This is a genomic window from Chloroflexus islandicus, from assembly GCF_001650695.1.
GTDB classification, from domain to species: domain Bacteria; phylum Chloroflexota; class Chloroflexia; order Chloroflexales; family Chloroflexaceae; genus Chloroflexus; species Chloroflexus islandicus.
Map to the genome: position 1 here is coordinate 1 of NZ_LWQS01000080.1, position 24,721 is coordinate 24,721.

Genomic DNA, 24,721 nt, shown 5'->3' on the forward strand with positions numbered 1-24,721 from the left:
CCCTCCCCCAGCGGGGGAGGGGCAGGGGGTGGGGGCTATCGGCCCCGGCGGGAGAGGGGCAGGGGGTGGGGCTATGTACCGCACCACCGCTGCCTCGGTTCACATTTCGCGATCTCTAAGGAAGATGCCATGACCACCCTTACCGAACAATTGTTGATCTGGTTTGCCGGTGACGAACCGCCGTCGCAGGTTGAACGAATCATCCACGAGCACCGGATTGCCGGCGTGACGCTCTACCGCCACTTGAATGGTGCGCCGCCGGAGCGGATCTGGCGGTTGACCGAACGCTTGCAGGCTATGGCTGCCGCCGCCGGCTACGGCCCGCTGCTGATCGGGGCCGATCAAGAAGGGGGCCAGTTACAGGCGTTGCCCGGCCTCACCGCCTTCCCCGGCGCGATGGCGCTGGGAGCGACGCGCTCGCCGGCGCTGGCGTTTCGGGTGGGGGCGGCGATTGGCGCCGAATTGGCGGCGCTAGGGGTCAATCTGGTCTATGCACCGGTGTGTGATGTGAACACCAACCCCAACAACCCGGTGATCGGGGTGCGCTCCTTTAGCGATGAGCCGGCGCTGGCAGGGACGTTGGCGGCGGCGATGGTGGCCGGCTTTCAGCAGAGCGGTGTGGCCGCAACCGCCAAGCACTTCCCCGGTCACGGCGACACCAGCAGCGACAGCCATTATGGATTGGCCGTTGTCGATCACAATCTGTCACGACTACGCGCTGTCGAATGGCCGCCGTTTGCTGCGGCCATCGCTGCCGGGACGCACGCGGTGATGATCGGCCATCTCGCGGCGCCGGCGCTTGGTGTGGTTGAGCGTCCTGCGACCCGCGCGCCGGACGTGATGGCTGTCTTGCGCCAGCAGCTCGGTTTTGGCGGCGTTACCATCAGCGATGCGCTTGATATGGCCGCCTTTGCGCCGGATGGCGACAGCGCTACGGCCCTGCGCGAGGCAGTGCAGGCTGGGATTGACCTGCTCTTGCTCGGTGAGGGGAATGATCTCGCACAGACGATAGCGTTGCTGCAAGCGATCGACGGTGGCGAGACGGCTGCCGCTGCGCGCCAGCGAATTGCCGCTCTCCGCCGGTGGCTACGCGCGCAAGTGCGGCCTGACCCAAGTGTCGTTGGGTGCGCGGCCCATCAGGCGTTAGCTGATGAAGTCGCCCAACGCGCTATCACCTTGGTGCGCGATCGGGCCGGCGTCTTGCCGGTGCGGTTGCCGGCCACGGCGCGGATTGCGGTGGTGATGCCGCAGCCGGTGAACCTCACGCCTGCCGACACTTCGGCGACCGAACAGCCAGCGTTGGCTGAAGCAGTGCGGCGCTACCACGCCAATACCAGTGGCTATACAACCACCATCGATCCGACACCGGCTGAAATTGCCGATCTGTTGGCGGCGGTGGCCGGGGCCGATCTGGTCATCCTTGGCACGATCAATGCCCAAACCCACCGCGGGCAAGCGCGACTGGCCCAAGCGTTGGCCCAGCGCGAAACACCGCTGATCACAGTGGCGCTCCGGGTGCCGACCGATTTGCTGACCTACCCGCAAGCGCAAACTCACCTCTGCACCTACAGCATCCAGCCGGTTGCGCTCCGCGCACTCGCTGCCGGATTATGGGGCGAGCTGGCGTTGCGCGGGCAATTGCCGGTGCGCGGCGTAGAACAGGATACGACGGTATGACGATCTATCAAGAGATCCGCTCCCAGCCGGACGTTATCGCCGGCTTGCTCGAATACGGCCTGAGCCAAGCGCACCACATCGCAGCCACGATTCGCGCCCGCGACATTCGCTATGTCTACCTCGCCGGACGCGGCACCTCAGAACACGCCGGCATCTACGGCCAATACCTGTTAGGGGCGCTCAACGGTCTGCCGGTGGCGCTGGCCGCGCCGTCGCTGTTCACCATCTACCGGCAGCCGCCCCAACTCCGCGATGCGCTGGTGATTGGCGTCTCGCAATCCGGCCAATCGCCCGACATCCTAGCGGTGATCGACGAAGCGCAGCGGCAGGGTGCGTTGACGCTGGCCATCACCAACGATGCCGCTTCGCCGCTGGCCCAACGCGCTGCGCTGCACTTTGATATCGCCGCCGGGCCGGAATTGGCGGTAGCGGCGACCAAAACCTATACGGCGCAATTGACCGTCTTTGCGTTGGTGGCGGTCGCGCTGGCCAACGACCAGACCCGGCTCACCGAACTCAACCAGCTCCCGGCGGCGCTTACGGCGGCGTTGCACCTTGAAGCCGGCGCGGCAGCGGCGGCTGCCCACTTTCGCGAGATGCGCCATTGTGTCGTGTTGGGGCGTGGCTTTCAGTTGGCGACTGCGCTCGAATGGTCGCTCAAGCTCAAAGAGATGGCCTACGTGGTGGCGGAACGCTACTCGACTGCTGAATTTCAGCATGGCCCGATCGCGCTGATCGAGCCGGGGTTTCCGGTGCTGGCGATCGCGCCGCGCGATGCCGGCAGCCAGAGCACGATCGAGCTGCTGGCGCGTTTGCGCGCTGCCGGAGCCGATCTGCTGGCGCTCAGCGACGATGAGACGATCCTCGCCGCACATCCGCTCAATCTGCGCCTGCCTCGTAGCATGCCCGGCTGGTTGGCGCCGATTGTCGCGATTGTCCCGGCCCAACTCTTCTGCTATCATCTCGCGTTAGCGCGTGGAATTGATCCGGCTGCGCCGCGCGGGTTGCGGAAAGTGACCCGCACCGAGTGAGGGGAACAACCAGCAATACCCGTGCGTCTCACCGGTGCAGGATTGGAAACAATGCCCATTTGGTATCGATTGACCGTATCGCCGAAAGGTCTGATCACGCATGATCTGCTCACATCTCAGCGAACTCCACCGCTCATATCAGCATATCATCCTCTCGCCGCACCTCGATGACGCCGCGCTGTCGTGCGGCGGCTCGATTGCCGCGGCGGTCGCTGCCGGCGAACCGGTGCTGGTCGTGACTGTCTGTACCGCTGCGCCGCCGGTTGATGCGGCGTTTAGCCCGCTGGCCCAACACTTTCATGCGGAATGGGGCTTGTCGCCGGGAGAGGTGATACAAACCCGGCTAGCTGAAGAGCAGGCAGCGTTGGCGACGTTAGGCGCCGATGGATTGTGGGCCGGCGCGCTCGATGCGATCTACCGCATGCCGCAAGCCTACCACAGCCGCGAGACGCTGTTCGGCGCGCCTGATCCGGTCGATCCGCTCGTGACGACGCTTCACGAGCTATGCCATCACCTTCGCACCCGGTTTCCGCAAGCCGTCATCTATGCCCCCTTGGGAGTTGGGCAGCATGTCGATCACCAACTCACCTGCCGGATCGCCGCACAATTGGCGGGGCCGGTGATGTGGTACGAAGATTTCCCGTATGTCGCGCGCGATGGCGAACTTGAGCGGCGGCTGGCCCAGCTTGACTGGCCGTTGCGCCCGCTCGCGCGCGCGATCGACGAGCGGATGAATGCGCGCTTGGCTGCAATTGCGGCTTATGCTAGCCAATTGGCCGAACTGAGCCACAGCCAGTTGGGGCGCGCTGTGGATGCTATCGAAGCTGGTGAGGTGATCAACGCGGCGGTGCGCGCCTATGCCCAGCGGGTCGCGCCGCCGGGAGCATGGTACGGTGAACGGTTTTGGGTGCGCGCGTAGCGACTGTGTATGCTGGCGGTCGAGGTGTGCTAGCATGGCTGCGACCTCGGCATGTTTACCCATACAAGGAGTCGCGTATGCGCGCCGTTTATTACGAAGCCTTCGGCCAGATGCCTTGGATTGCCAATCTGCCTGATCCCGCGCCGTCACCCGATGGAGTAGTGCTGGCGGTTCGCGCCACCGGTCTCTGCCGTAGCGATTGGCACGGCTGGATGGGGCATGACCCCGATATTCGGCTGCCGCACGTGCCGGGACACGAGCTGGCCGGCGAAGTAGTCGCGGTTGGCGAGCGGGTCACCCGCTGGCGGGTTGGCGATCGGGTGACGGTACCCTTCGTCTGCGCGTGCGGCGTTTGCCCGCAGTGCCAAGCCGGCCAGCAGCAGGTATGCGATCACCAGTTTCAGCCGGGATTCACCCATTGGGGGTCGTTCGCCGAATATGTGGCGCTCGACCGCGCCGATCTCAATTTGGTGCGCTTGCCGGATGAGATGAGCTTTGCTGTTGCTGCCAGTCTCGGTTGCCGGTTCGCGACCGCGTTCCGCGCCGTGGTTGATCTGGGCCGGATCAGCGCCGGCGAGTGGGTGGCGGTGTATGGCTGCGGCGGCGTTGGCTTGTCGGCGATTATGCTGGCCAGCGCGTTAGGCGGGCAGGTAATCGGGATCGATATTAATCCAGAGCGGCTGGAACTGGCGCGCGCGGTTGGCGCAACCGCAGTGGTGGATGCAATGGCCGAAACTGATGTGGTGAGCGCGGTGCGCGATCTGAGCGGCGGCGGGGTGCATCTGTCGCTCGATGCGTTGGGTAGTCCAACCACCTGCGCTAACTCGATCGCCAGTTTGCGCAAACGGGGTCGCCATGTGCAAGTGGGGCTGTTATTGGCCGCGCAACGCATGCCGCCGTTGCCGATGGATATTGTCGTGGCCCGCGAGCTGGTGATTATGGGCAGCCACGGGATGCAAGCCCACCGCTACGACGCCATGCTCGATCTCATCCAGTCGGGCAAGGTGCAACCGCAACGCTTGATCGGGCGCACGATCCGGCTGGACGAAGCGCCGGCGGCGCTGGTTGATCTCGACAGCTTTCGTGGATCAGGCGTAACGGTGATTACCGAGTTTTGAGTTACGGCAACCGGCCCACGGCACGCAAGACTTCGCGCGCGCCGCGCAGCCGGTATCCCAAGGCCAGCGCGCGGCTGATGTCGAGCGCGCAGTTGCGCGGGCGCGGGGTGGGGCTTTCGGCGCTGAACGCGCCGGCGATGCGGTCGGGATCGAGGCCATACGCTTGGGCCAGCAGCCGGCCCCACTCGTAGCGGCTGAGCGTCTCGGCGCCGGCCAGATTGATCACCCCGCGATAATCACTCTGCGCCAGATCGAGCAGCGCCGCCGCCAGATCATCAACGAACACGGGGCAGCGCAGCTCGTCGTAGAAGAGTTTCTCCGTCCGTTCCCCACGCGCTACGGCCAGCGCAAAGGCGCTGTGGCGGTCAAGCGGATCGAAGCCGTAGATGAGCGAGGTGCGCACAATCGCGGCTGCCGGATAGATCGCCTGTACGAGCGCTTCGGCTCGCGCCTTGGCCCGGCCATAATCGGTGATCGGGTTGGGCGGATCAGCTTCGGTGTAGGCGCCGGTCTTTTCGCCATCGAAAATCACATCACTTGACATGTGGATCAGGCGCGCGCCGGTCTGCGCCGCGGCAGTGGCGATGTAGCCGGGGCCTTCGCCGGTGATCGCCATCAGGTCGGGTTCGTATTGGCGGAAGGCGGTGTGGATGATGGCGGCGGGTCGCACGGTCGTGATGAGGGCGGTCACTGCCGCCGGATCGCGCAGATCGAGCGGTTGCCAGATCACGCCGGGTTGGGCCGGCGGGGTTTGGCTGTGAAAGGTGGCGACCACCGGGATGCCGCGCGCGCGGGCATGCCGGATCAATGCGCTGCCAAGATAACCGGTGCCGCCAGTGATGAGGTAGGTGGTGTTCATAGCGAGTCGATTGATGAGAGCCGCACGCCGGGGGACACACTGCCGTGTGCCCCTACAAGTTTAATGCAGCGAGAGCGGCTTGGGCCGCGGCTTTTTTGGCCTCTTTTTTGCTGGATCCGATGCCGATATATTCTTGCCCTTCAACCATCACCGCCATCACATATTCGCGCCGGTGTTCGGGGCCGCGCGCTTCGATCAGGCGATAAGCAGGCAAACTCTTGTGGCGGGCCTGCACCAGCTCTTGCAAGGCGGTGGTTGGGTCGGTTACGGTCTGGCGGATGGTATCGATCCGTGCCCGCAAGAACGGCACAATAAATCCAATTGCTGTTTCCAGCCCCTGATCGAGATAGATCGCGCCGATCAGCGCCTCGAACAGATCGGCCAGCAAGGCCGGACGCCGCCGCCCCACCGGATTATCTTCACCCCGCGAGAGGTAGGCATACTGGCCGAGATTAAGTTGGGCAGCGCATTCGGCCAGCCCTTTGGTGCTGACCAGCGCCGCCCGCCAATGGGTCAGCGTGGCTTCGTCTTGATCGGGAAAGGTGGTAAACAGCCACGTCGTGGTGACAAAATGCAACACCGAATCGCCAAGAAACTCTAGCCGCTCGTTATCGGTCAGCTCGCGCAGCAGATGCGGCTGCTCGTTGAAGAGCGAACGGTGGGTCAGCGCCGTCTGCAACAGCTTGCGATCGCGAAAGGCGAGACCGAGTTCTCGTTCGAGGGCGGCTAGCCGGTCGGCCATCGTGATTATCCGTGATACTTACGGAAGGCAAGGCAGACATTGTGCCCGCCAAACCCAAACGAGTTGCTCAGCGCCACGTTAATCGTCGCTGGACGCGGCTGGTTGGGCACATAATCGAGATCGCACTCTGGGTCAGGCTGCTGCAAATTGATCGTCGCCGGCAAGAGATTGTGCTGCATGGCCAGCACCGTCACCACCGCCTCGATCGCACCGGCGGCGCCGAGCAGATGGCCAAACTGCGACTTGCTGGCGCTGACCGGCGGCGACTGCTCGCGCCCGCCGAAGACCTGCTTGATCGCAGCGGTTTCTACCGGATCGCCGGCAGGGGTTGAGGTGGCGTGGGCATTGATGTAATCGACTTCGCTGGGAGCAATGCCGCCTCGTTGCAGCGCGAGCCGGATCGCGCGGGCCACGCCCTCGCCGTCTTCGGCCAAGTTCGAGATATGGTAAGCGTCGGAGGTAGCGCCATAGCCTGCCACTTCGGCCAGAATACGCGCGCCGCGAGCGCGGGCAAATTCAAGGTCTTCGAGGATGAGAACCGCCGCGCCTTCACCCATCACAAAGCCGTCGCGTTCGGCGTCGAAGGGGCGTGAAGCGTGGGCATAGTCTTCGTTGCGAGTCGAGAGCGCGCGCATCGCGTTAAAGCCAGCCACCCCGATCGGGGTAATGCTGGCCTCGCTGCCGCCAACAATCATCGCCTTGGCCCACCCGCGCCGGATCGTCTCGGCGGCCTCACCCAGCGCGTGGGCCGAGCTAGCGCAGGCCGAGGTGACGCAGTAGCTTGGGCCGCGCGCGCCGGTGACGATCGAGACCTGTCCGGCGGCGAGGTTCGTGATCATGGCTGGGATCAGGAACGGGCTGATGCGGCCCGGCCCGCGGCTGCGCAACACATCCAACTGTTCCGAGAGCGTTGCAATGCCGCCGATGCCGCTGGCGATAAAGACGCCGATCTCATCGCGGTTAGCGGGGGTAATTTCTAATTCGGCGTCGCGCAGCGCCTCTTTGGTGGCGGCCACGGCAAACTGGACAAAGCGGTCGGTGCGGCGGGCCTCTTTCCGATCCATATAGTTGGTTGGATCGAAGCCTTTGACTTCAGCGGCAAACCGGGTATCAAAACCGGCGGGATCAAACAGCGTGATCGGGCCGACGCCGCTACGCGCTGTGACAATCCCTTGCCAAAGTTCGGCTACACTGAGGCCTAATGGGCTAATTGCCCCCATACCGGTCACTACCACCCGTCGATCCATGGCCGCTCCTTGTTACGAATGTTTATCAAAAAACGATCACACCGGCGCGCATTATATCATGCCGCGCCGGTATGGTGGTAATGAAGCGGGCTGTGCGCACCTCTCTGGGTTACGCAACCACCTCGTTGCGCAAGACGCCGATCCCGTCGATTTCGGCCTCCATCACGTCGCCGGCCTGCAACCACCGCTGCGGGGTCATGCCCATGCCGACGCCGGCAGGGGTGCCGGTGGCGATGATATCACCCGGTTCGAGGGTGACGCCGTGGCTGAAGGTGGCGATGCAGGTGGGAATATCGAAGATCATATCGCGCGTCACCGAGTTCTGCACCAGCTCGCCGTTGAGGCGCAGGCGAATGCCGAGCGCGTGCGGATCGGGAATCTCGTCGGTGGTGACGATCCACGGCCCCATGGGCGCGCTGCCGTCGAGGCTCTTGCTGTAGAAGAACTGGTGATGGCGCGATTGCAGATCGCGCGCACTGACATCGTTGAGGATAGTATAGCCAAAGATGTAATTGTAGGCTTCGCTAGCCGGAATATCGCGCCCGCGCTTCCCGATGATCACGGCCAGCTCCACTTCCCAGTCGCGTTGCGACGAGACATCGGCCATCAGTGGCACCGGCGCGTTGGGATGATTGACGGCAGTGGGCATCTTGCTAAAGAAGACCGGATGCTGGGGCAGCTTCTCAGGCAAGCCCTTCGCGCGCAGCGACTCGATCGCGTGGGCAGCGTAGTTCATGCCAAGGCAGATGATATTCTTACGCGGACGCGGGATCGGGGCGCGCAATTCCACCGCCGCCAGCGCCGGGCCGCCGGCTGCCGCCTCAACCACCTTCCGCGCCTCGACCAGCAATTCTGGCCCGCCCTCGATCAACTCCAGCATCGACGCCGCCACCGGCGAGAGATCGATCACCTCGTCGCCGCGCAGCGCTCCTACCCGTTCAACCCCTTCGTACCGGTAGGTCAACAGCTTCATAGCTCCTCCAACATTGCACACTGCATCCTGTGCGGGCTATTGTACCGCAGCAGGCGCGGGGTGATGGCAACCGCAGCGGATGGAGAGAGCACGGCAATCGCGCCCATGCTCGCTGGCGGCTTTGAGGGGCGGACAGAATATGTGGTCGATCACAACCGTTGATCGCTGTGCGATGCCTCAACGTCCGACTCTCTACTCCCATCCCCCACGCCAGTGGGAGAGGGGCTGGGGGTGAGGGCGAAACGACGCATCGCAACGCCATCAATCGAACCTGCGCAATTGGTGGCGAAAGGGTGAAGCCTCATCGCTTGCCGCTTAGGGGTTCATGACCGTCAGCGGCACCGGCGTAAAGACCAGAATAAAGGTCACAATGCCTAGCCATGCCAACCAGCGCCACGGCCCGGTCAGCGGCGAAATCTCGTTGCGGAGCGGACTGCGTTGCTGGCCGATCAGGGCAATCATCACCGCCCAAATAAACCATCCCGACCACAAAAACCCAAGGCCGAGCAGCGCCACTGCGACCACCATGCTCATGATCCGGGCCGCGCGCGGGCCGAACAGGGCAAAAAAGATATGGCCGCCATCGAGCTGGCCAGCGGGCAGCAAGTTGAGACCGGTGACCAGCAGGCCGGCCCAACCAGCCAAGGCCATTGGGTGCAGGTAGACATCCTCGCCGCCGCTGGGCAAGAAGCGCCCGAAGATCAGAATCTTGATCGCAGCGTAGAGCAGCGAATTGCCTTCGGTAAAGCTGCCGGGCAAGGGCACGACCTGCTTCACTTCCGAAATGCTCAGGCCGATCATCAGCACCGGAATCGCCACCACCAACCCAGCCAGCGGCCCGGCGATCCCAATCGCGAGCAGCGCCCGCCGGTTGGGCACCAAATCCTTAATCGCGATAAACGCACCCATCGTACCGAGCAAGAAAAAGGGCATCGGAATAAAGAATGGATAGCTCACCGCCACCCGTTCGCGGCGGGCAACAAAAAAGTGGCCTAATTCATGCGCGAGCAAGATCGCGAGCAGCGAGCCGCTGAAGCTCAGTGCGTGACCCCAGTTAACGGTGATCTGACCAGTACTCTCGTTTTGTTGCAATCCGCCAACCGCCATGGTCGAAAAAATGGTCAGCACAAAGAGCAATACGGCCAGCCACAAGCGCGAGGGTGGCGCTTTGGGCGGGGTGGGGATGAAGAGAATAGCGGCGCCGGCTGGATCGTGTTGAAACAGCGGGGTGTAACCGAGCGCCTGCGCCCGCGCCACGATCGTATCGTGAGCCGCTTGCGCCTCAAGCAGCAGTTGGCCGCGGCAGCGCACTGCTCGCTGATCGTTGCTGATCAGTTCTTCGCTGGTATTCACGAGCATCACTTCAGCGGCCAGCATGCGGAGAGCAGTAGAGGAGTCGAAGTCGAACATAGCAGTAGTGTCCTTTGCAACGGTAACGTCGTGATTCATCATACCACAGGCGGGTAGATTGATAAGGTGATCCAAGCCAAGCCGCCAAGCGAGCAAAGAGCGCAGAGGGTGAAACGCAGAGGCGCAAAGGAACGCAGAGGACGCAAAGGTTGAAAACGCCAAGGCGCGGAGAACGCAGAGGACGCAGAGGGTGAAACGCCAAGGCTCGAAGGGGGCAGAGGACTCAAAGCGGTTTGAACGGATTCTCCTCCTCTGCGGGAGCAACCGGTTGCCCCACCCCAACCCTCCCCCGCTGAGGGAGGGTACAGACAGCGCCCCCTCTCCTGCCGTAAGGTGGGAGAGGGAGTTGGGGGGTGAGGGCGCAAAGGTGCAGCGGGCTTTGGCCTGAGTAGCCACCTCTGCGTCCTTTATCACGAGCGACATGGTATTCTGATAGGATATAATTGCTTATATTATCCTGCTTGCGGCATTGTCTTTCGGGTCATTCGTGATGTTTGTGCGCAAACGAGCACACGATCATAGTTTATGCATGTAGGCCATCAACGCCTTTGTGTCTTTATTGTGACGCTTCAAAAGAATTGCATCACTCGCTTGAGGGGGAGGGAAGCATGCCTGTCATCGCCGATGCGTTGCGCCGCGATCCAAATACCGGCGCCGCCAATCTGCTCGCCTTTGCCGAATGGCTGGCCCAACCCACCGTGCCGTGCGTCTTGATCGACATCCACCTCTTGCAACCGGCCACCGCAGCCACCTTGCGCTGGTTGGCGTTATTGTTGCGCGAAGAGCTAGCCGGTACGCTGTACCAACCCGGCGACACGCAGTTTGTAATGGTCGCGCCGCCTGACGAACCAGCGGCCAAGCCGGCCCAGATCGAGCGGCTGCGTAAGCTATTTGAACGGCAGGCGCAACGGCTCAATCTCGCGGCACTCCCGCTCATCCGGCGGCACGAGATTGCCGCTGGCAGCGATCCGGCGACCATTGTGCGCCAGCTCACTGCCGATATCGCCGATCGCGATGCGGTGCTTAACCGGCTGATCACACAACTGGCCGCTTTGGGAGCGACGCTCACCAACCAAGAACAATTCGATCTCGATCCAGTTACCGGCTTGCCCAACAGCATCGCTGCCCGTCGCCGGTTGGCTGAGTTGATGAGCAACGCGCTGGCCCAAAGCTATGCCTGTAGCATCTTGCTGATCAATGGCGACGATCTGCGTCGTTACAATGAGCTAAGCTATGTCGCCGGCGATCAGATGATCCACGATCTCGCGACTACCCTGCGCGAACAGTTGCGGCCGAGCGACCTGTTGGCGCGCTGGGATGTTGGCGATCAGTTTCTGGTCGTGCTGTCGCAGACCGGTGTCAGCGGCGCGGCGGCGCTGGCCGAACGGTTGCGCCAGCGCGTGATCGAACGCTCGCAGCTCTGGCCGTTTCCGGTCACGATCTCGATTGGAGTGGCCTCAGTGCCCCAACATGGCCGTGACGCCGATACGGTGCTGCGTCTTGCCGCTGCTGCCCTCGCACAGGCGAAGGCCGCCGGCAAGAACCGGGTGGTGGTGGGGCGGACAGCATAACTTGCGGCCGGTGCAGCCTGCTTGGCCGCTATAAGATTGCCCTGATTCGCGTTTTTTGCTCAATTTGGGCGACGCACTGTCTTCGAGGGCGTCCACGCACCCTTACTATAACGGCACGTAAGGTCGTCCACATAGCGGCAGAGCAATGCTTGGCATCATCCCGCCACTATCTCTCGCCCGTACGCGCAGCACGTCTCGCCGAGGCTGCGTTGCAAATGATGCCGAATATATCATTGACATTGACCATTCCATCACCTAGAATCTAGCTATTTACACGATGCGCAGCAATCTGATGTCGTGCTTGGTTTCGGGCTTTCGTCTGGCCCGGAAGGCGGAGCGAGGTTGCTTCTCACCCCCGCCATTGTGCGGCGGATCGTTCTTGCGGTCGTGCCAACGCTAGCGTGCGGCTTGCTGAGCGTGACCGGATGGCCGGTATTGTCATTGAGTAGAGAATGTATGAACATAACTCCGCCCAACCGCTTGCTCCGCTTGCTGTTCACGCTGCTGGCCAGTTTCGGGTTGTTGGCATGCTCGTTTGCTGCGCCGCCGCAGGACTCCCCAACTGCGCCGGCTGCCACCCCGCTGCCAGCAAGCAGCGCCACCCGCGCTCCGGCTGAACCGCCGGCCCTGCCTACCGCTCCTCCGGCTGCACTGCCGCAACCGGCGCAAGGGTCTATTCCGGCCTTCCCCGGCGCCGAGGGGTTTGGCGCGCAGGCCACCGGCGGGCGCGGCGGCCAAGTGATCTATGTCACCACGCTTGATCCCGATCCCAACGGCACGATCCCCGGATCGCTCAATTGGGCGTTGCGCCAAGAAGGCGCGCGCTACATCCTCTTTAAAGTGAGTGGCGTGATCGACGCTGCGGCCAATATTGTTCATGGCAACGTCACCATTGCCGGCCAAACCTCGCCGGGCGGGATTATTGTACGCGGGTTGATCTGCGATGGTCACTACGAGCAAAACGATTGCGGCAACCTGATCGTCCGCCATCTGCGCTCACGTCCGGCGGTGCATCTCGATGGCAACCCAGCGGCGCTCGACGATGCGTTGCGGCTCGATGGCATCCGCACGTTTATTATTGACCACAGTTCGTTCGCGAATGCCGCCGACGAGGTGGCCCAAATCAGTTGGGCCTCGTCAGGCACGATCCAGCGTTCGATTTTTGCCGAAACCGTTGGCGATCACGCCCCCTATGGCGGCGTATTGCTGAACTATTCCCATCCTGATTTGCCGCAAAACAACCTCTCTCTGCACCATAACCTCTGGTACCGGCTCGATGGCCGTCTGCCGGAAATCACCTGCGAAGCGTCAAACTATCCCGATCTGCCGGGCCAATTCAGCGATTGCGCAGCTCACCCGCTCAATCTTGAACTTTCAAGCAATCTGTTGTGGGATCCCGGCATCAATATTTGGTACGGGCGTGATGTTGATGGTGATCCGGCCAACGGGCCGTACCGGCTCAATCTGAACTGGGTGAACAACTATGCGGTGGCGCGCAGCGATTTCACCTACGGTTTGATCCTGTACGATGTGATCGCGGTGAGCGAGAATGCGCTCTATGTTTCCGGCAATCAGCTCAATCTCTATCCTGATTACCGCGATTATCAGTTAGCGTATTGTTGCAACGACTTCGACCAGAGCCATCCCAACACTGATTTCGGGGTAGCGCAGCGGCTCAATGCGCGCCACGATTTTCCGCCGATCTCGTACACGCCGGCTGATCAACTGATCGCCTATATGCTGGCCAACGCCGGCGCGTTTCCGCGCGATGCTCAAGACCGGCGGTTTATGGCGGCGCTCGCGAGCGGCGTGATCGATCCGACCCCGCGCAATCAAGCCGGCGCGAACGATGCGCTGACGCTCGATTTCACCACGCCGCCCGCGCCGCCGGAAGATACCGACAACGATGGGATGCCGGACTGGTTTGAGCTGCGGTATGGCCTCAATCCAAACGCGCCCGATCACAATGACACGCGCCTCTCAGTGCTCTTTACCGGCATCGAAGGTTATACCAATCTCGAATGTTATTTGAATTGGCTCGCCGATTCGTTGGTGACCGGTGCGCCGTTGCCGCCTACCGCGCGCACGACGAATCTATTTTTGCCGGTGCTGTTGAAGATGTGGCCGTGATGGTAGAGGTGTCATCGTCAAGCCGTAGAGCGAGCAGAGGGGAGGAGGATGGAACCACAGAGACTTAGAGGACGCAGAGGAGTTGGAATGAACACCCTCCTCCGTGTCCTCTGCGCGCTCGGCAGTACCCATGATATGCCCCTCATCCTCGCCTCTTTCGACTGGCGCTGGGGAGTGGCGATCATTGCGTTGGCTGAGTAGGTGTCCTTTCCGGCACCGCAGCGCCTCCCCCTCTCCCGCCATCAAGGTGGGAGAGGGGGCTGGGTGTGAGGGCAACCGCAAAGACACAGACGACACAAAGAGTTTGATGGCATGACTACCGGCGCGCTTATACCCCGCCCTCTCCGCGTCCTCTGCGTCCTCGGTGGTAAACAATACCCCAGTGAGGCCGGGGGTGGGCCACCACAACCACCAAAAGCCGCAACATCGCCAATCTTTTTCGTGCCTCTTGTGTCTTTTTGTGGCTATTCCTCTTCCCCAGCGGCCCGAAACCCACCCCACCCCTGCCTTGGTCATGGTACAATACAGTTCCGGCAAGCAAACCCGTACCGCCCGGCAGGCGTCTATGGCGATGATCTTCTACCGCGATATGGAATTAATCTGCCGCAGTTGCGGCGCTACCTTTATCTTCACCGCTGGCGAGCAGGAGTTCTACGCCGATAAAGGCTTCCTCAACGAGCCGACCCGCTGCCCCAAGTGCCGCAACCGCCGCGAGGCGCAGGCGGCGCGCCGCCGCCCTGAACCGCGCCCGGAAGACGATAACGACGAGTGATTGCGTGGCGTTGGCGACAGTTTGGCGCGTGGGTAACGTTGGCGTTGGCGGCGGTGGCCGCCGTACTGATTGCCCTACGCCCCGACCCCTACGATGCGCTGCGCCGGGCCGATGCCCGCTTTGCCGCCGGGCAGTATCGCGCCGCGCTCGCTGCGTACACCGAACTGGCCACGACCCTCAGTGATGCCGCCTTGCGCCGGGGCATTGTCCTCACCGTGCGCGGCGAGGTTGATCCGGCCCGCCGCGCGTTGGTCGCGGCTATCAAAGCTGGGTTGCGTCCCCGCGATTACCAGCTCGCGGTGCTCTACCTTGGCCGCGTGGCGGCCATCGAAGGCGACATCGCCACGGCGCGCCAGACATGGCAGTCGCTGGCGCACTGCGATCCTGATCGCTGTGCCCAACGCGATCTGCTGCTGGCCGATGATGATTTGCGCAATGGGCGGATCGAGGCGGCGTTGGCGGTGTATCGTGCTGTCGCGCTCGATGCGCTGCCCGACGATTGGGCCGGCTTTGTGATCGGGCGACGGGCTATGGTAGCGGCGCTGTTCGACTCTGCCGCAATCCCAGACCTCACCATACCGGCAACCTCCTTCCCGCCCGATCCCTTCGCTCATCCGCTCCTGCCGCCGGCCCCCGATCCAGCCACCCTTGCCGCCGTGTTCGCCGCCGAGCCGGCGGCGCGTCCGCAGTTGCTCGGCCAACTGGCCCTCGATCTTGGTTATGACCGGCTGGCGCTAGCGTTTTTGGCGCAGGTTGACCCCGCCGGGCCGCACGGCGTGGCGGCGGCGATCTACCGCGCCTATGCCCATCTGCGGTTGGGTGATCGGCAGCAAGGGCTTGAACAACTAGAGCAATTGGCCGCCGCGCATCCTGATGATCCGCGCATTGGCCCCTTGCTGGCGCTGGCCTACCTCAACGGCGGTGATCTAGCCGCGGCTGGCGAGCGGTTGCAACAGTTGCGCGCCGCCGGTCACGGCGGGCCGGCGCTGGCCTTGGCGCAGGCTGGTCTTGCGTTGGCCCAGCGTGATTTTGTCGCCGCCGCCGATGCGTATGAACAGGCGGTGATCGCGGCGCCGGTCGCTGAACGCGCCCGTTATGCGTTGTTGGCCGCTCGCTTTCATCTCGACAGTGGCTTTGAGCGTTGCACCAGCGGTTTGCAGGCGGCGCAGGCAGCGGCTAATGTGTTGGCCGACGATCCCGAAGCGCTGACGGTGCTGGCCGGTACGCGCTACTATTGCGGCGATGCCGCCGGTGCGCAGGCTGCCGCCGCCGCTGCGCTGGCAGCCGGGGCCGGGGTTGAGGCACGCTTTTACTACGGCTTGGCGCTGAACGCTACCGGTGATCGGGCTAATGGCCGGGCCGCGCTGGAGCAGGTCGCTGATCAGGCCCCGGCGAGTATGTGGCGGCAACGGGCTGAAACCGCGCTGGAGCTGATCGGAGGCAGGTAACACAAAGGCGCAGTAGCGCCGGACGGCTGTCCGGCTCCGCAAAGGCGATATGATGGATGGTCTCATACGTGCGCGTATGTACCACCTATGTATCGCGTTGCGGCTTGGCATCGTTGGGTTGCCACGGCGGCGTCGAACCATACGGCTCTGTAAAGGTGGTATGATAGATAAGCCCATTAGCGCGCCCATGTACCATCCATCGCGTTGCGCCTTGGCGTCTTTGCGTTTCATAACACCTTGCGTCTTCACGTTCCCAAGGAATATGCTGTATGCGCACCACGTCTGCAACGATGCACCGTTCGCGCCGCCCCACGGTGGGGGTGATCGCCGGTTGGCAATTCTACGGTACGGCGCTGACGCTGAGCTACCTAAGCCCGATCTACCACGGTATGCGCCACGCTGCCCACGAGTTGGGGTGCAACCTGCTGCTGGCCTGCGGGATGGGCGCTTCCGGCCAGATTAACGATCCGCCGCGTCCGGCGTGGCCGGCAGTGGCCGATGATGCCGATTTTGTGCCGGTGGGGCCGTGGAATACCCATGGCTTGATCGTGATCAATCCCCTGCAGCGGCCCGAACGATCGCGCCTGATCCAGTCGATCCGCGCCGCCGGCCATCCGATTGTGTTCGTTGGATCGGGCGAAGCCGGGCCGGCCATTGTCGCCGACAATGCCGGCGGGATCTTCGCCGCTCTCCGCCATTTGGTTGAGCATGGCCATCGCCACATCGCCTTCATTGCCGGCAGCGAAACCGATCTCGACGGCGATTCGGGTGAACGGCTGCGCGCCTTTGAGGCCGCGATGGCCCAATTCGGCTTGGCGGTCGATCCACGCCTGATCGCCTTTGGCCGTCACGTGTTTGCCGGCGGTTATGCGGCCATGCAGCAGTTGCTGGCGACCGGCCAACCCTTTACCGCCGTGCTGGCCAGCAACGACGAATCGGCGCTGGGGGCGATTGCGGCGCTGCGTGCGGCGGGCCGGCGCGTGCCGGACGATGTGGCGATCATTGGGTTTGATGATCGTCCCGAAGGGTTGTTGCACGAACCGGTCTTGACGACGATGCAGATTCCCCTCTTCCGGCTGGGGTATCAGGCCCTCGAACTGATGGTGCGCCACCTGCGCGATCGCCAGCCGTTGCCGGAGTTGGTGCAGGTGCCGGCCCGGCTGGTGATCCGCGAGTCGTGCGGCTGTAGCCAGAGCGCGGTGCTGGCCGATGCGTTGGAAATGGCTGCCCATCACACTGATCAACCGGACGCTGCCGATCGCGCTGCCGCGCTTGCACGCTCGATTAGCGAGATGCTGAGTCTCAGATCGCGCGGCCTGACCCGTGATGAGGTATACCGGCTGTGCCTCCGCCTTGTGACTGCCTTTACCCAAGCTGTGCAGCACTCAGATCCGGCCTCTATGCGGGCAGTGTTGGCGCAGACGCTCAAACAGGTGGCTGCTGCCGGCGATGATACCCACGAATGGCAAATCGCGCTCTCCTTCATTCGTGATGCGTTACCGAATCTGCTTGATCCGGCGTTCCATCCTCTTGCCCACGAACTGCTGGACGAAGCGCGGGTGACGATGAGCGCCGCGATGCGCTTTCAGCATTGGCATTACCTCAATTCCCAACAACAAACCAATAACCGCTTGGGCCGGCTCACTGCGCGCTTGTTGAACGCGCTAGCTGAGAGTGATATCTACGAGATTCTGGCCCGGCATTTGCCCGAACTGAACTTGCCGCTGCTCTGGATCGGCTTTTTTGAAGCCGAGGGTGATGATCCGGTGGCGTGGTGCCGGTTGCGGGATGTGACAGCACCGCAACAGCCGGTGATTCGCATTCGCAGCCGCGCCTTCCCGCCGTCGCAATGGCTGCCGGCCCGCCAAGCCTACCAACTCGCCCTCGTTCCGTTGACCGGCGCCGGCAGCGAGGCTGGTTTTGTCGCCTTCGACACCTCGCGGCTTGACCTCTACGGTGCGATTGCGCAACAGATCAGCGCCGCGCTCAATACGGCCCGCTTGTACCGGGCGGCGAACGAAGGCCGGCGGTTGGCCGAAGAGGCCAACCAGCTTAAAAGTCGTTTCCTTTCGATGGTGAGCCACGAGTTGCAGACCCCGCTCAATTTGATTGTCGGCATGAGCGATCTGCTGTTACGTGAGAGCGCTGCTGGCGAGCGCCAGTTGCCGGCGGCGCTGCGCGCCGATCTGAAGCGGATTTATGCCAATGCGCGCCATTTGGGCCGCCTGATCAGCGATGTGCTTGATCTGGCCAGCAGCGATGCCGGCCAGTTGCGCTTGGCCTGCGAAGTGGTCGATTTAGGGCAAGTGATGCGGGCAGTGGCCGAGGCCGGCCAGCAGATGGCTGCTGATAAACATCTGGCGTGGCACGACTCGATCCCTGCCGAGGGGCCATGGGTGTGGGGCGATCGCACCCGGCTGCACCAGATCGGGCTGAATCTGGTGGTCAATGCGATCAAGTTCACCGCGCGCGGCAGCGTGAGCCTGACCGTCACCCCTGCCGCTGATGCCGTGACGGTCACGGTGCGCGATACCGGGATTGGCCTGCCGCCGGAAGAGCAAGCGCGAATCTTCGACGAGTTTCAGCGTTCAGAGCGTAGCACGAGCCGCGGTTACGGCGGCATTGGCTTGGGGTTGGCGATTTGCAAGCGGCTGGTCGCGCTGCACGGCGGCGAGATCGGGGTGCGCTCGAGCGGCATCGAAGGCGAGGGTTCCGAATTCTTCTTCCGCTTGCCGGTGATTGCTGCACCGGCCCCCAAACGGCGGCGCAGCGCGCCGGCTATGCCGGCTTTACCGCGGGTGTTGTTGCTCTCGGCAGGGCCGGACGAGCGGCTGCAACGCTATCTCGAACAGCGTGGCTTTACGGTTGCCGCCTTCCCGATCGACGAGAGCGCGGCATGGCTGGCGGAACTGCTCAGCAAGAGCTATAGCGCCGTCGTGCTCAATGCGACCCAAGGCGAACGGGCGTGGTGGGAGACGATCCGGGTGCTGAAAGCGAACCCGGCCACCCGCGATCTGCCGCTCTTGTGCTATGCAATGACCGAGCAGCACGGTAGCGTGATGGAGTTTAACTACCTCACGAAGCCGATCGATCTGGCCGATCTCAGCCGTGCGCTCGACCAATACTGGCTGGCTGCCGGCCCCACCGAGCGCAATCCCACCATCCTTGTGGTTGATGACGATCCCGATACGCTCGAGCTGCATGCCCGCCTCATTCAAGCCCACAACGCCGCCATCCACGTCCAACGCGCCCGTTCGGGCCGCGAGGCGCTTGCGATCTTGGCTCAGCAAAAAATCGATCTGGTGCTGCTCGATCTGATGATGCCGGAAATGGATGGCTTTGCGCTGCTTGAGGCGATGCGCGCGCGCAAAGAGTGGCGTGATATTCCGGTGATCGTGATTACCGGGCGCATGCTCAGCGAAGCGGATATGGCCCGTCTCAATCAAGGGGTGACGGCGGTGCTCAGCAAAGGCATGTTCAGCGCCAGTGAAACCCTCACCCACCTCCAAGCCGCCCTCGAACGGCGGCGGCGGCTGAGTGATCAGGCGCAGATGCTGGTGCGCAAGGCGATGGCGTACATCCACAGCCACTACGACCACCCGATCACCCGGCAAGACATCGCTCATTACGTTGGCATGAGCGAAGACTACCTCACCCACTGTTTCCGGCAAGAACTCGGCGCCACGCCGGTCGAGTATCTCAACCGCTATCGAGTGTTGCAAGCGCGCCGGTTGCTGCTCGAAAGCGACAAGAGCATTACCAATATCGCGCTCGAAGTCGGCTTTTCGAGCAGCAGCTACTTTAGCCGGGTGTTTCGCAAAGAGGTCGGCCAAACGCCGGAAGAATACCGCCGGGGCGGGGCATCACTGCCCTAACGCCGTCAGTGCCCGTTTGACGCTATCGGCGGGGCTGACTTTCACCTCAGCCTGCGCAATCCGGCCCTCTTCGTCGATCACAAAATGCGAGCGGATGATGCCCATGTACTTCTTGCCCATCATCGACTTCTCGCCCCACACGCCATACGCTTCAGCCACGCTGTGCTGCTCATCGGCGAGCAAGATGAACGGCAAGTTGTGCTTGGTCTTAAACTTGGCGTGCGATTTGGTGCTGTCGGGACTAATCCCGATCACGACAGCATTCTTCTCTTCGATCACCGGGTAAGCATCGCGAAAACCGCACGCCTGCGACGTACAGCCGGGGGTATCGTCCTTAGGGTAGAAATAGAGAATCACCCGCTTGCCGCGAAACTGGCTGAGCGAGACCGGCTCACCGGCTTCGTTCGGCAAGGTGAAATCAGGCGCAAGATCGCCAACCTGTGGAGGGGTTGCCATACCTGTGGTATTCCTTCACTCAAATGCGGATCCGACACCTTCATGGTAGCACGAATCAGCGTGCCGCTCGTTCATTTTCCGCTATACTACAGCCTTGGTAAAAGTGTGGGCTTGGCGCAGCGGGGCGAGAGGTGGGCTGAGGTGGGGCAGCGCTGCTTGCGCAGCATGTTGTCATTGCGAGGGGGCGTAGCCCCCGAAGCAATCTCCCGCGTCAGCGAGGGCGACAGCTCAACGCATAGCGCGGGGAGGTCGTCGCTGAACCATGCTGGAGTGTGGTTTGCGCAGCATGTTGTCATTGCGAGCCGCGCCGAGCGCGGCGAAGCAATCTCCCGCGTCAGCGAGAGCAATGGCCTGCATGTCAGTGCGCCATTCTGGAGTGCGGCAGTTTGACTGCCGCACTCCATATGAGCGCTGGACGCCAATGGGTGCTATCATCACCAGCGCGAGCGATAGCTCAACGCATAGCGCGGGAATATCGTCGCTGAACCATGCTGAGAGCAGTGTGCGCGGCGTTTTGTCATTGCGAGGGGGCGTAGCCCCCGAAGCAATCTCCCGCGTCAGCGAGAACGATGGCTCAAAGGTTATTACACGGGGACGTAGCCCATTTTGGACTGCGGCAGTTTGACTGCCGCACTCCAGACGAGCGCTGGACGCCAATGGGTGCTATCATCACCAGCGCGCGGGATGGCCCACATGTCATTGCGAGCCGCGCCGAGCGCGGCGAAGCAATCTCCCGCGTCAGCGCGAGCGATAGCTCAACGCATAGCGCGGGGATGTCGTCGCTGAACCATGCTGGAGAGCAGTGTGCGCGGCATGTTGTCATTGCGAGCCGCGCCGAGCGCGGCGAAGCAATCTCCCGCGTCAGCGAGAACGATGGCCTGCATGTCAGTGCGCCATTCTGGACTACGGCAGTTTGACTGCCGCACTCCCTACGAGCGCTGGACGCCAATGGGTGCTATCATCACCAGCGCGAGCGATAGCTCAACGCATAGCGCGGGGATGTCGTCGCTGAACCATGCTGGAGTGTGGTTTGCGCAGCGTTTTGTCATTGCGAGCCGCGCCGAGCGCGGCGAAGCAATCTCCCGCGTCAGCGAGGGCGACAGCTCAACGCATTGCACGGAGACGTAGCCCATTCTGGACTGCGGCAGTGTGACGGCCGCACTCCATCCGAGCGCTGGACGCCAATACTTGGGCATCATCACCGGATAGAGAGCGGAACTGAGGGTCTGAACCCATTCCTATCGCATCAACCCTAGCTGGAGGCATTCATGGCTATTGTCATCGTCGGCGGCGGCGCGATCGGGTTGCTCGTGCTCTCGCGCTTAGCGCAGGCCGCCAATCTGCCGCCGGTCGCCCTGCTAACCCGTCCCAACGGTGCGGCGGCGTTGCGAGCCAATCCGCTCGTTGTCAGCGGGATCGGCGCGTGTGAATTGTCCAACCTGACGGTGGCCGGCGCAGTGGCCGAGCTGCCGCCGGCGTTTCAGTCGCCGGCACTCGCGATCTTGTGTGTGAAGGGGTACGATACCGAAGGCGCGATTCCTACCTTGCGCGCGCTCAATCCAGCGACGATTCTCACCTTGCAAAACGGGATTGGCAACGAAGAGCTGCTCGCTGCCGCGTTCGGCGCCGACCGGATCGTTTCCGGCGCGATTACCACGTCGGTGGATGCGACCGGCCCCACGACGATTACGGTTACGAAAGCGGGTGGCATCGGCTTGGCGCCGGTGGGTGCGGCGAGCGATCTGACGCTGGCCGAGACGGCCTTGGCTGCCGCTGGTTTTGTGGTGCAGCGCTACCCCGATTATCGGGCGCTGAAGTGGTCGAAGGCGCTGCTTAATATGCTGGGCAATGCCACTGCCGCCATTCTCGGCTGGCCGGTCGATCAGGTGTACGCCGACCGCCGTCTGATCGCGCTCGAACGAGCGGCAGTGCGCGAGGCGCTGGCGGTGATGCAGGCCATGGGGGTGAAACCGGTCAATCTGCCCCGCTATCCGGCGGCGCTGCTCGCGTTTGGCATCCGGTGGTTGCCGCCGGCGCTGCTCGACCCGATCTTGCGCCAGCGCGTGGCCGGCGGGCGCGGCGGCAAAGATCCGTCGCTGTTGCGCGATCTACGCGCCGGACGCACCCGTTCTGAGGGTGAGTTTCTCTACGGCGCGGTGGCTGCCGCCGCAGCGGCGCACGGCCTTGCCGCGCCGGTCAATGCCGGCTTATGGCGGGTGTTAGGCGGGATTGCCCGCGGTGAATTGGCATGGGAGGAGTACCGCGGCCAACCCGAACGGCTGTTGGCCGCGTGCAGCGTTACACCACCGGCGCATCGGCGGGATTGATCCGGCGCGCGCCGGGGAAATCGACAAACCGGTAGCCAACGCCGCGTTCGGTCAAAATGTACTTGGGGTTGGCCGGATCCTCTTCGATCTTTTGGCGCAGATAGGTAATATAGAGGCGCAGATAATGGCTCTCGTCGCGGTATTCCGGCCCCCACACCTTGCTCAGTAACATCTCGTGGGTCAGCACATAGCCAGCATTCTGCACCAGATGGTAGAGCAGCCGGTACTCGGTTGGGCGCAAATTGACCCGCTTGCCGTCAACCAGCACCTCGCGGCGGGCAAAATCGATGCTGAGCCGGTCATCAACCTTGACCAGCGTTTGCGGGATGGGCGGCTGAGTGTAGTGGCGGCGCAACACGGCCCGGATACGGCTGACCAGCTCACGCTGGCTAAAGGGCTTGCCGACGTAATCATCCGCACCGAGTTCGAGACCGCGCACCCGGTCTTCCTCCTCATCTTTGGCGGTGAGAATGATGACCGGCACCTGCGAAAAGCTGCGGATGCGGCGCAGCGCCTCAAACCCATCCATCACCGGCATCATCACGTCCAGCAACACGATGTCGGGCATCTCTTCGCGCACCTTCTCGACCGCTTCGCGGCCATTGGTGGCGGTCGTGACCCGCATCCCTTCCAGCTCTAAGTTCATGCGCATGAAGGTAATCATGCGCGGCTCGTCATCAACGACGAGTACGAGTTTGTCTTTGAGTTCGCTCATAGCGCCATTGTACCACGCGCTGCCAGCTTTGCCTAGCGGGAAAACGGGCTACCAGTAGCACAATCAGTACTGAACCAGCCAGTAATGCTGGACGCGGATCTTTGCTCAGCCAGAGGTAATGGGCCACCGCCAGCGCCGCGGCCAGATAGACCAGCCGGTGCAGTCGCCGCCACCACTGCTTGAGCCGCCGTTGCCAGCCGGCGGTTGAGGTGATCGCCAGCGGCACGAGCAGCAGAAATGCGAGGAAACCAGCGATAATGTAGCGTTTTTCGATCACCGCTTGCGAGATCAAGCTAAGGTCAAGACCATAATCCAGCGCGGCAAAGATGGCGAGGTGCAGGCTGGCGTAACCAAAACTGTAGAGACCGAGCGGCTTACGCCAGCGCATCACCGGCTTCCAACCCAACCAGCGGTTCAGCGGCGTACACGCCAGCGACGCCAAGAGCAATGCCAGCGCAAACCACCCCGTGCGCTGGGTGAGGTATTGGATGGGGTTGGCCGTCAGCCGGTTGCCCAGCGCATCACCGATCAGCCACGCGAGCGGCAGCAGTCCGATCAGATGGGGGGCGAGGCGGGTAACATTTGCAGTCATAGATAGGTGCCATGTATCATAAAAAATAGAGCGTGTTGCTCGATGTACTCTCTCTCCCACCTCCCCCTACGGGGTTCAAGGGCGGACAGAACGTATGAGCGTAGATGTAGGTTATAGCTTTGCAATGCGCTGGTTTACCCTCACCCCCCCCTCCCCGCTCCCACTGGCGCGGGAGCGGGGAGTGGAGAGCTACGCTGTGAGCCATTGTACCGCGATCAACGGTTGTACTCGACCAAATTTCTGTCCGCCCCTCAAGAGGGGCTAGGGGTGAGCCAGCAGCCCGCGCAGCGGGCTTCGTACCCCCAGCCCGGCCCTTTAGGGCCGGGTTCGGGACAGAACGTATGAGCGTAGATGTAGGTTATAGCTTTGCGATGCGCTGGTTTACCCTCACCCCAACCCCTCTCCCACTGGCGCGGGAGCGGGGAGGGGAGAGCTACGCTGTGAGCCATTGTACCGCGATCAACGGTTGTACTCGACCAAATTTCTGTCCTCCCCTCAAGCGGGGCTAGGGGTGAGCCAGCAGCCCGCGCAGCGGGCTTCGTACCCCCAGCCCGGCCCTTTAGGGCCGGGTTCGGGACAGAACGTATGAGCGTAGATGTAGGTTATAGCTTTGCGATGCGCTGGTTTACCCTCACCCCCAGCCCCTCTCCCACTGGCGCGGGAGAAGGGCGGAGAGCTACGCTTTGAGGCATGGCACCGCGATCAACGGTTGTACTCGACCAAATTTCTGTCCGCCCCTCAAGCGGGGCTAGGGTTGGGGGCCAGCAGCCCGCGCAGCGGGCTTCGTACCCCCAGCCCGGCCCTTTAGGGCCGGGTTCGGGACAGAACGTATGAGCGTAGATGTAGGTTATAGCTTTGC

18 protein-coding genes are annotated in these 24,721 nt (G+C 62.7%); 10 read left to right on the forward strand and 8 right to left on the reverse strand.

Annotation, left to right across the window (positions count from 1 at the left end; genetic code table 11):
• Positions 1-129: 129 nt before the first annotated feature.
• The 4 genes from A6A03_RS15660 (at position 130) to A6A03_RS15675 (ending at position 4,745) form a co-directional block, all read left to right on the forward strand.
• The gene (locus tag A6A03_RS15660) at positions 130-1,677 is read left to right on the forward strand and encodes a glycoside hydrolase family 3 protein (RefSeq protein WP_066790152.1); all 1,548 of its coding nucleotides are present in this window, start codon (positions 130-132) and stop codon (positions 1,675-1,677) included.
• On the forward strand, positions 1,674-2,708 hold the full coding sequence (locus tag A6A03_RS15665) for an SIS domain-containing protein (RefSeq protein WP_066790154.1): 1,035 nt from the start codon (positions 1,674-1,676) through the stop codon (positions 2,706-2,708). Before A6A03_RS15660 ends, A6A03_RS15665 begins: the two co-directional genes overlap by 4 nt.
• Positions 2,709-2,808: 100 nt before the next feature.
• Positions 2,809-3,627 (forward strand): PIG-L deacetylase family protein, encoded by an 819-nt coding sequence (locus A6A03_RS15670; protein WP_066790156.1) that lies wholly within the window; start codon positions 2,809-2,811, stop codon positions 3,625-3,627.
• Positions 3,628-3,704: 77 nt separating this feature from the next.
• Complete coding sequence (locus A6A03_RS15675; protein WP_066790158.1) at positions 3,705-4,745, forward strand: zinc-dependent alcohol dehydrogenase family protein; 1,041 nt, start codon at positions 3,705-3,707, stop codon at positions 4,743-4,745.
• Between the two features lies 1 nt (position 4,746).
• Here the strand turns inward: A6A03_RS15675 and A6A03_RS15680 are convergent, their stop codons facing one another.
• From A6A03_RS15680 to A6A03_RS15700, 5 genes are all read right to left on the reverse strand, one after another.
• On the reverse strand, positions 4,747-5,604 hold the full coding sequence (locus A6A03_RS15680) for an SDR family oxidoreductase (RefSeq protein ID WP_066790160.1): 858 nt from the start codon (positions 5,602-5,604) through the stop codon (positions 4,747-4,749).
• 52 nt (positions 5,605-5,656) lie between these two features.
• Positions 5,657-6,346 carry a ribonuclease III gene (rnc, locus tag A6A03_RS15685; protein ID WP_066790162.1) on the reverse strand — a complete coding sequence of 230 codons (690 nt, stop codon included), beginning with the start codon at positions 6,344-6,346 and terminating at the stop codon, positions 5,657-5,659.
• 5 nt (positions 6,347-6,351) lie between these two features.
• Positions 6,352-7,593 (reverse strand): beta-ketoacyl-ACP synthase II, encoded by a 1,242-nt coding sequence (gene fabF / locus A6A03_RS15690; protein ID WP_066790163.1) that lies wholly within the window; start codon positions 7,591-7,593, stop codon positions 6,352-6,354.
• A gap of 109 nt (positions 7,594-7,702) precedes the next feature.
• Complete coding sequence (locus tag A6A03_RS15695) at positions 7,703-8,566, reverse strand: fumarylacetoacetate hydrolase family protein (protein ID WP_066790164.1); 864 nt, start codon at positions 8,564-8,566, stop codon at positions 7,703-7,705.
• Positions 8,567-8,881: 315 nt separating this feature from the next.
• Positions 8,882-9,976, reverse strand: coding sequence for a site-2 protease family protein (locus A6A03_RS15700; RefSeq protein WP_066790165.1), 1,095 nt, complete (start codon positions 9,974-9,976; stop codon positions 8,882-8,884).
• Positions 9,977-10,584: 608 nt separating this feature from the next.
• Between A6A03_RS15700 and A6A03_RS15705 the strand changes: the two genes are divergently transcribed.
• The 5 genes from A6A03_RS15705 to A6A03_RS15725 all read left to right on the forward strand — a co-directional run bounded on the left by A6A03_RS15705 (position 10,585) and on the right by A6A03_RS15725 (position 19,772).
• Positions 10,585-11,547 carry a GGDEF domain-containing protein gene (locus A6A03_RS15705; protein WP_066790167.1) on the forward strand — a complete coding sequence of 321 codons (963 nt, stop codon included), beginning with the start codon at positions 10,585-10,587 and terminating at the stop codon, positions 11,545-11,547.
• Positions 11,548-12,003: 456 nt separating this feature from the next.
• Positions 12,004-13,677 (forward strand): hypothetical protein, encoded by a 1,674-nt coding sequence (locus A6A03_RS15710; RefSeq protein ID WP_066790169.1) that lies wholly within the window; start codon positions 12,004-12,006, stop codon positions 13,675-13,677.
• A 565-nt stretch (positions 13,678-14,242) separates the two neighbouring features.
• Positions 14,243-14,449, forward strand: a complete 207-nt coding sequence (locus A6A03_RS15715; protein WP_066790171.1) for a zinc-ribbon domain-containing protein — start codon at positions 14,243-14,245, stop codon at positions 14,447-14,449.
• Positions 14,446-15,897: a tetratricopeptide repeat protein gene (locus A6A03_RS15720; protein WP_066790173.1), complete on the forward strand. Its 1,452-nt coding sequence runs from the start codon at positions 14,446-14,448 to the stop codon at positions 15,895-15,897. The genes A6A03_RS15715 and A6A03_RS15720 overlap by 4 nt, the downstream gene beginning before the upstream one ends.
• Positions 15,898-16,166: 269 nt before the next feature.
• Positions 16,167-19,772 carry a substrate-binding domain-containing protein gene (locus A6A03_RS15725; RefSeq protein WP_066790175.1) on the forward strand — a complete coding sequence of 1,202 codons (3,606 nt, stop codon included), beginning with the start codon at positions 16,167-16,169 and terminating at the stop codon, positions 19,770-19,772.
• Here A6A03_RS15725 and bcp read toward each other — a convergent pair.
• Positions 19,761-20,228: a thioredoxin-dependent thiol peroxidase gene (gene bcp, locus A6A03_RS15730; protein WP_066790177.1), complete on the reverse strand. Its 468-nt coding sequence runs from the start codon at positions 20,226-20,228 to the stop codon at positions 19,761-19,763. The genes A6A03_RS15725 and bcp overlap by 12 nt on opposite strands.
• A 1,268-nt stretch (positions 20,229-21,496) precedes the next feature.
• On the opposite strand from bcp, the gene A6A03_RS15745 reads away from it, so the two are divergent.
• Entirely contained in the window at positions 21,497-22,555 is a 1,059-nt protein-coding gene (locus A6A03_RS15745) for a ketopantoate reductase family protein (RefSeq protein ID WP_066790183.1), read from the forward strand.
• Here A6A03_RS15745 and A6A03_RS15750 read toward each other — a convergent pair.
• Positions 22,527-23,270: a response regulator transcription factor gene (locus tag A6A03_RS15750; protein WP_066790185.1), complete on the reverse strand. Its 744-nt coding sequence runs from the start codon at positions 23,268-23,270 to the stop codon at positions 22,527-22,529. The two genes, A6A03_RS15745 and A6A03_RS15750, sit on opposite strands and share 29 nt — an antisense overlap.
• The gene (locus tag A6A03_RS15755) at positions 23,233-23,862 is read right to left on the reverse strand and encodes a protein-methionine-sulfoxide reductase heme-binding subunit MsrQ (protein WP_066790187.1); all 630 of its coding nucleotides are present in this window, start codon (positions 23,860-23,862) and stop codon (positions 23,233-23,235) included. The genes A6A03_RS15750 and A6A03_RS15755 overlap by 38 nt, the downstream gene beginning before the upstream one ends.
• Positions 23,863-24,721: the final 859 nt, after the last annotated feature.

What these genes read in the sequence shown, in the direction of transcription:
- A6A03_RS15670 (WP_066790156.1), top strand. Translation starts at nt 2,809, where the DNA reads ATGATCTGCTCACATCTCAGCGAACTCCACCGCTCATATCAGCATATC.
- A6A03_RS15665 (WP_066790154.1), top strand. Translation starts at nt 1,674, where the DNA reads ATGACGATCTATCAAGAGATCCGCTCCCAGCCGGACGTTATCGCCGGC.
- A6A03_RS15710 (WP_066790169.1), top strand. Translation starts at nt 12,004, where the DNA reads ATGAACATAACTCCGCCCAACCGCTTGCTCCGCTTGCTGTTCACGCTG.
- A6A03_RS15675 (WP_066790158.1), top strand. Translation starts at nt 3,705, where the DNA reads ATGCGCGCCGTTTATTACGAAGCCTTCGGCCAGATGCCTTGGATTGCC.
- A6A03_RS15680 (WP_066790160.1), bottom strand. Translation starts at nt 5,604, where the DNA reads ATGAACACCACCTACCTCATCACTGGCGGCACCGGTTATCTTGGCAGC.
- fabF (WP_066790163.1), bottom strand. Translation starts at nt 7,593, where the DNA reads ATGGATCGACGGGTGGTAGTGACCGGTATGGGGGCAATTAGCCCATTA.
- A6A03_RS15750 (WP_066790185.1), bottom strand. Translation starts at nt 23,270, where the DNA reads ATGAGCGAACTCAAAGACAAACTCGTACTCGTCGTTGATGACGAGCCG.
- A6A03_RS15755 (WP_066790187.1), bottom strand. Translation starts at nt 23,862, where the DNA reads ATGACTGCAAATGTTACCCGCCTCGCCCCCCATCTGATCGGACTGCTG.
- A6A03_RS15725 (WP_066790175.1), top strand. Translation starts at nt 16,167, where the DNA reads ATGCGCACCACGTCTGCAACGATGCACCGTTCGCGCCGCCCCACGGTG.
- A6A03_RS15700 (WP_066790165.1), bottom strand. Translation starts at nt 9,976, where the DNA reads ATGTTCGACTTCGACTCCTCTACTGCTCTCCGCATGCTGGCCGCTGAA.
- A6A03_RS15705 (WP_066790167.1), top strand. Translation starts at nt 10,585, where the DNA reads ATGCCTGTCATCGCCGATGCGTTGCGCCGCGATCCAAATACCGGCGCC.
- A6A03_RS15660 (WP_066790152.1), top strand. Translation starts at nt 130, where the DNA reads ATGACCACCCTTACCGAACAATTGTTGATCTGGTTTGCCGGTGACGAA.
- A6A03_RS15715 (WP_066790171.1), top strand. Translation starts at nt 14,243, where the DNA reads ATGGCGATGATCTTCTACCGCGATATGGAATTAATCTGCCGCAGTTGC.
- A6A03_RS15745 (WP_066790183.1), top strand. Translation starts at nt 21,497, where the DNA reads ATGGCTATTGTCATCGTCGGCGGCGGCGCGATCGGGTTGCTCGTGCTC.
- bcp (WP_066790177.1), bottom strand. Translation starts at nt 20,228, where the DNA reads ATGGCAACCCCTCCACAGGTTGGCGATCTTGCGCCTGATTTCACCTTG.
- A6A03_RS15695 (WP_066790164.1), bottom strand. Translation starts at nt 8,566, where the DNA reads ATGAAGCTGTTGACCTACCGGTACGAAGGGGTTGAACGGGTAGGAGCG.
- rnc (WP_066790162.1), bottom strand. Translation starts at nt 6,346, where the DNA reads ATGGCCGACCGGCTAGCCGCCCTCGAACGAGAACTCGGTCTCGCCTTT.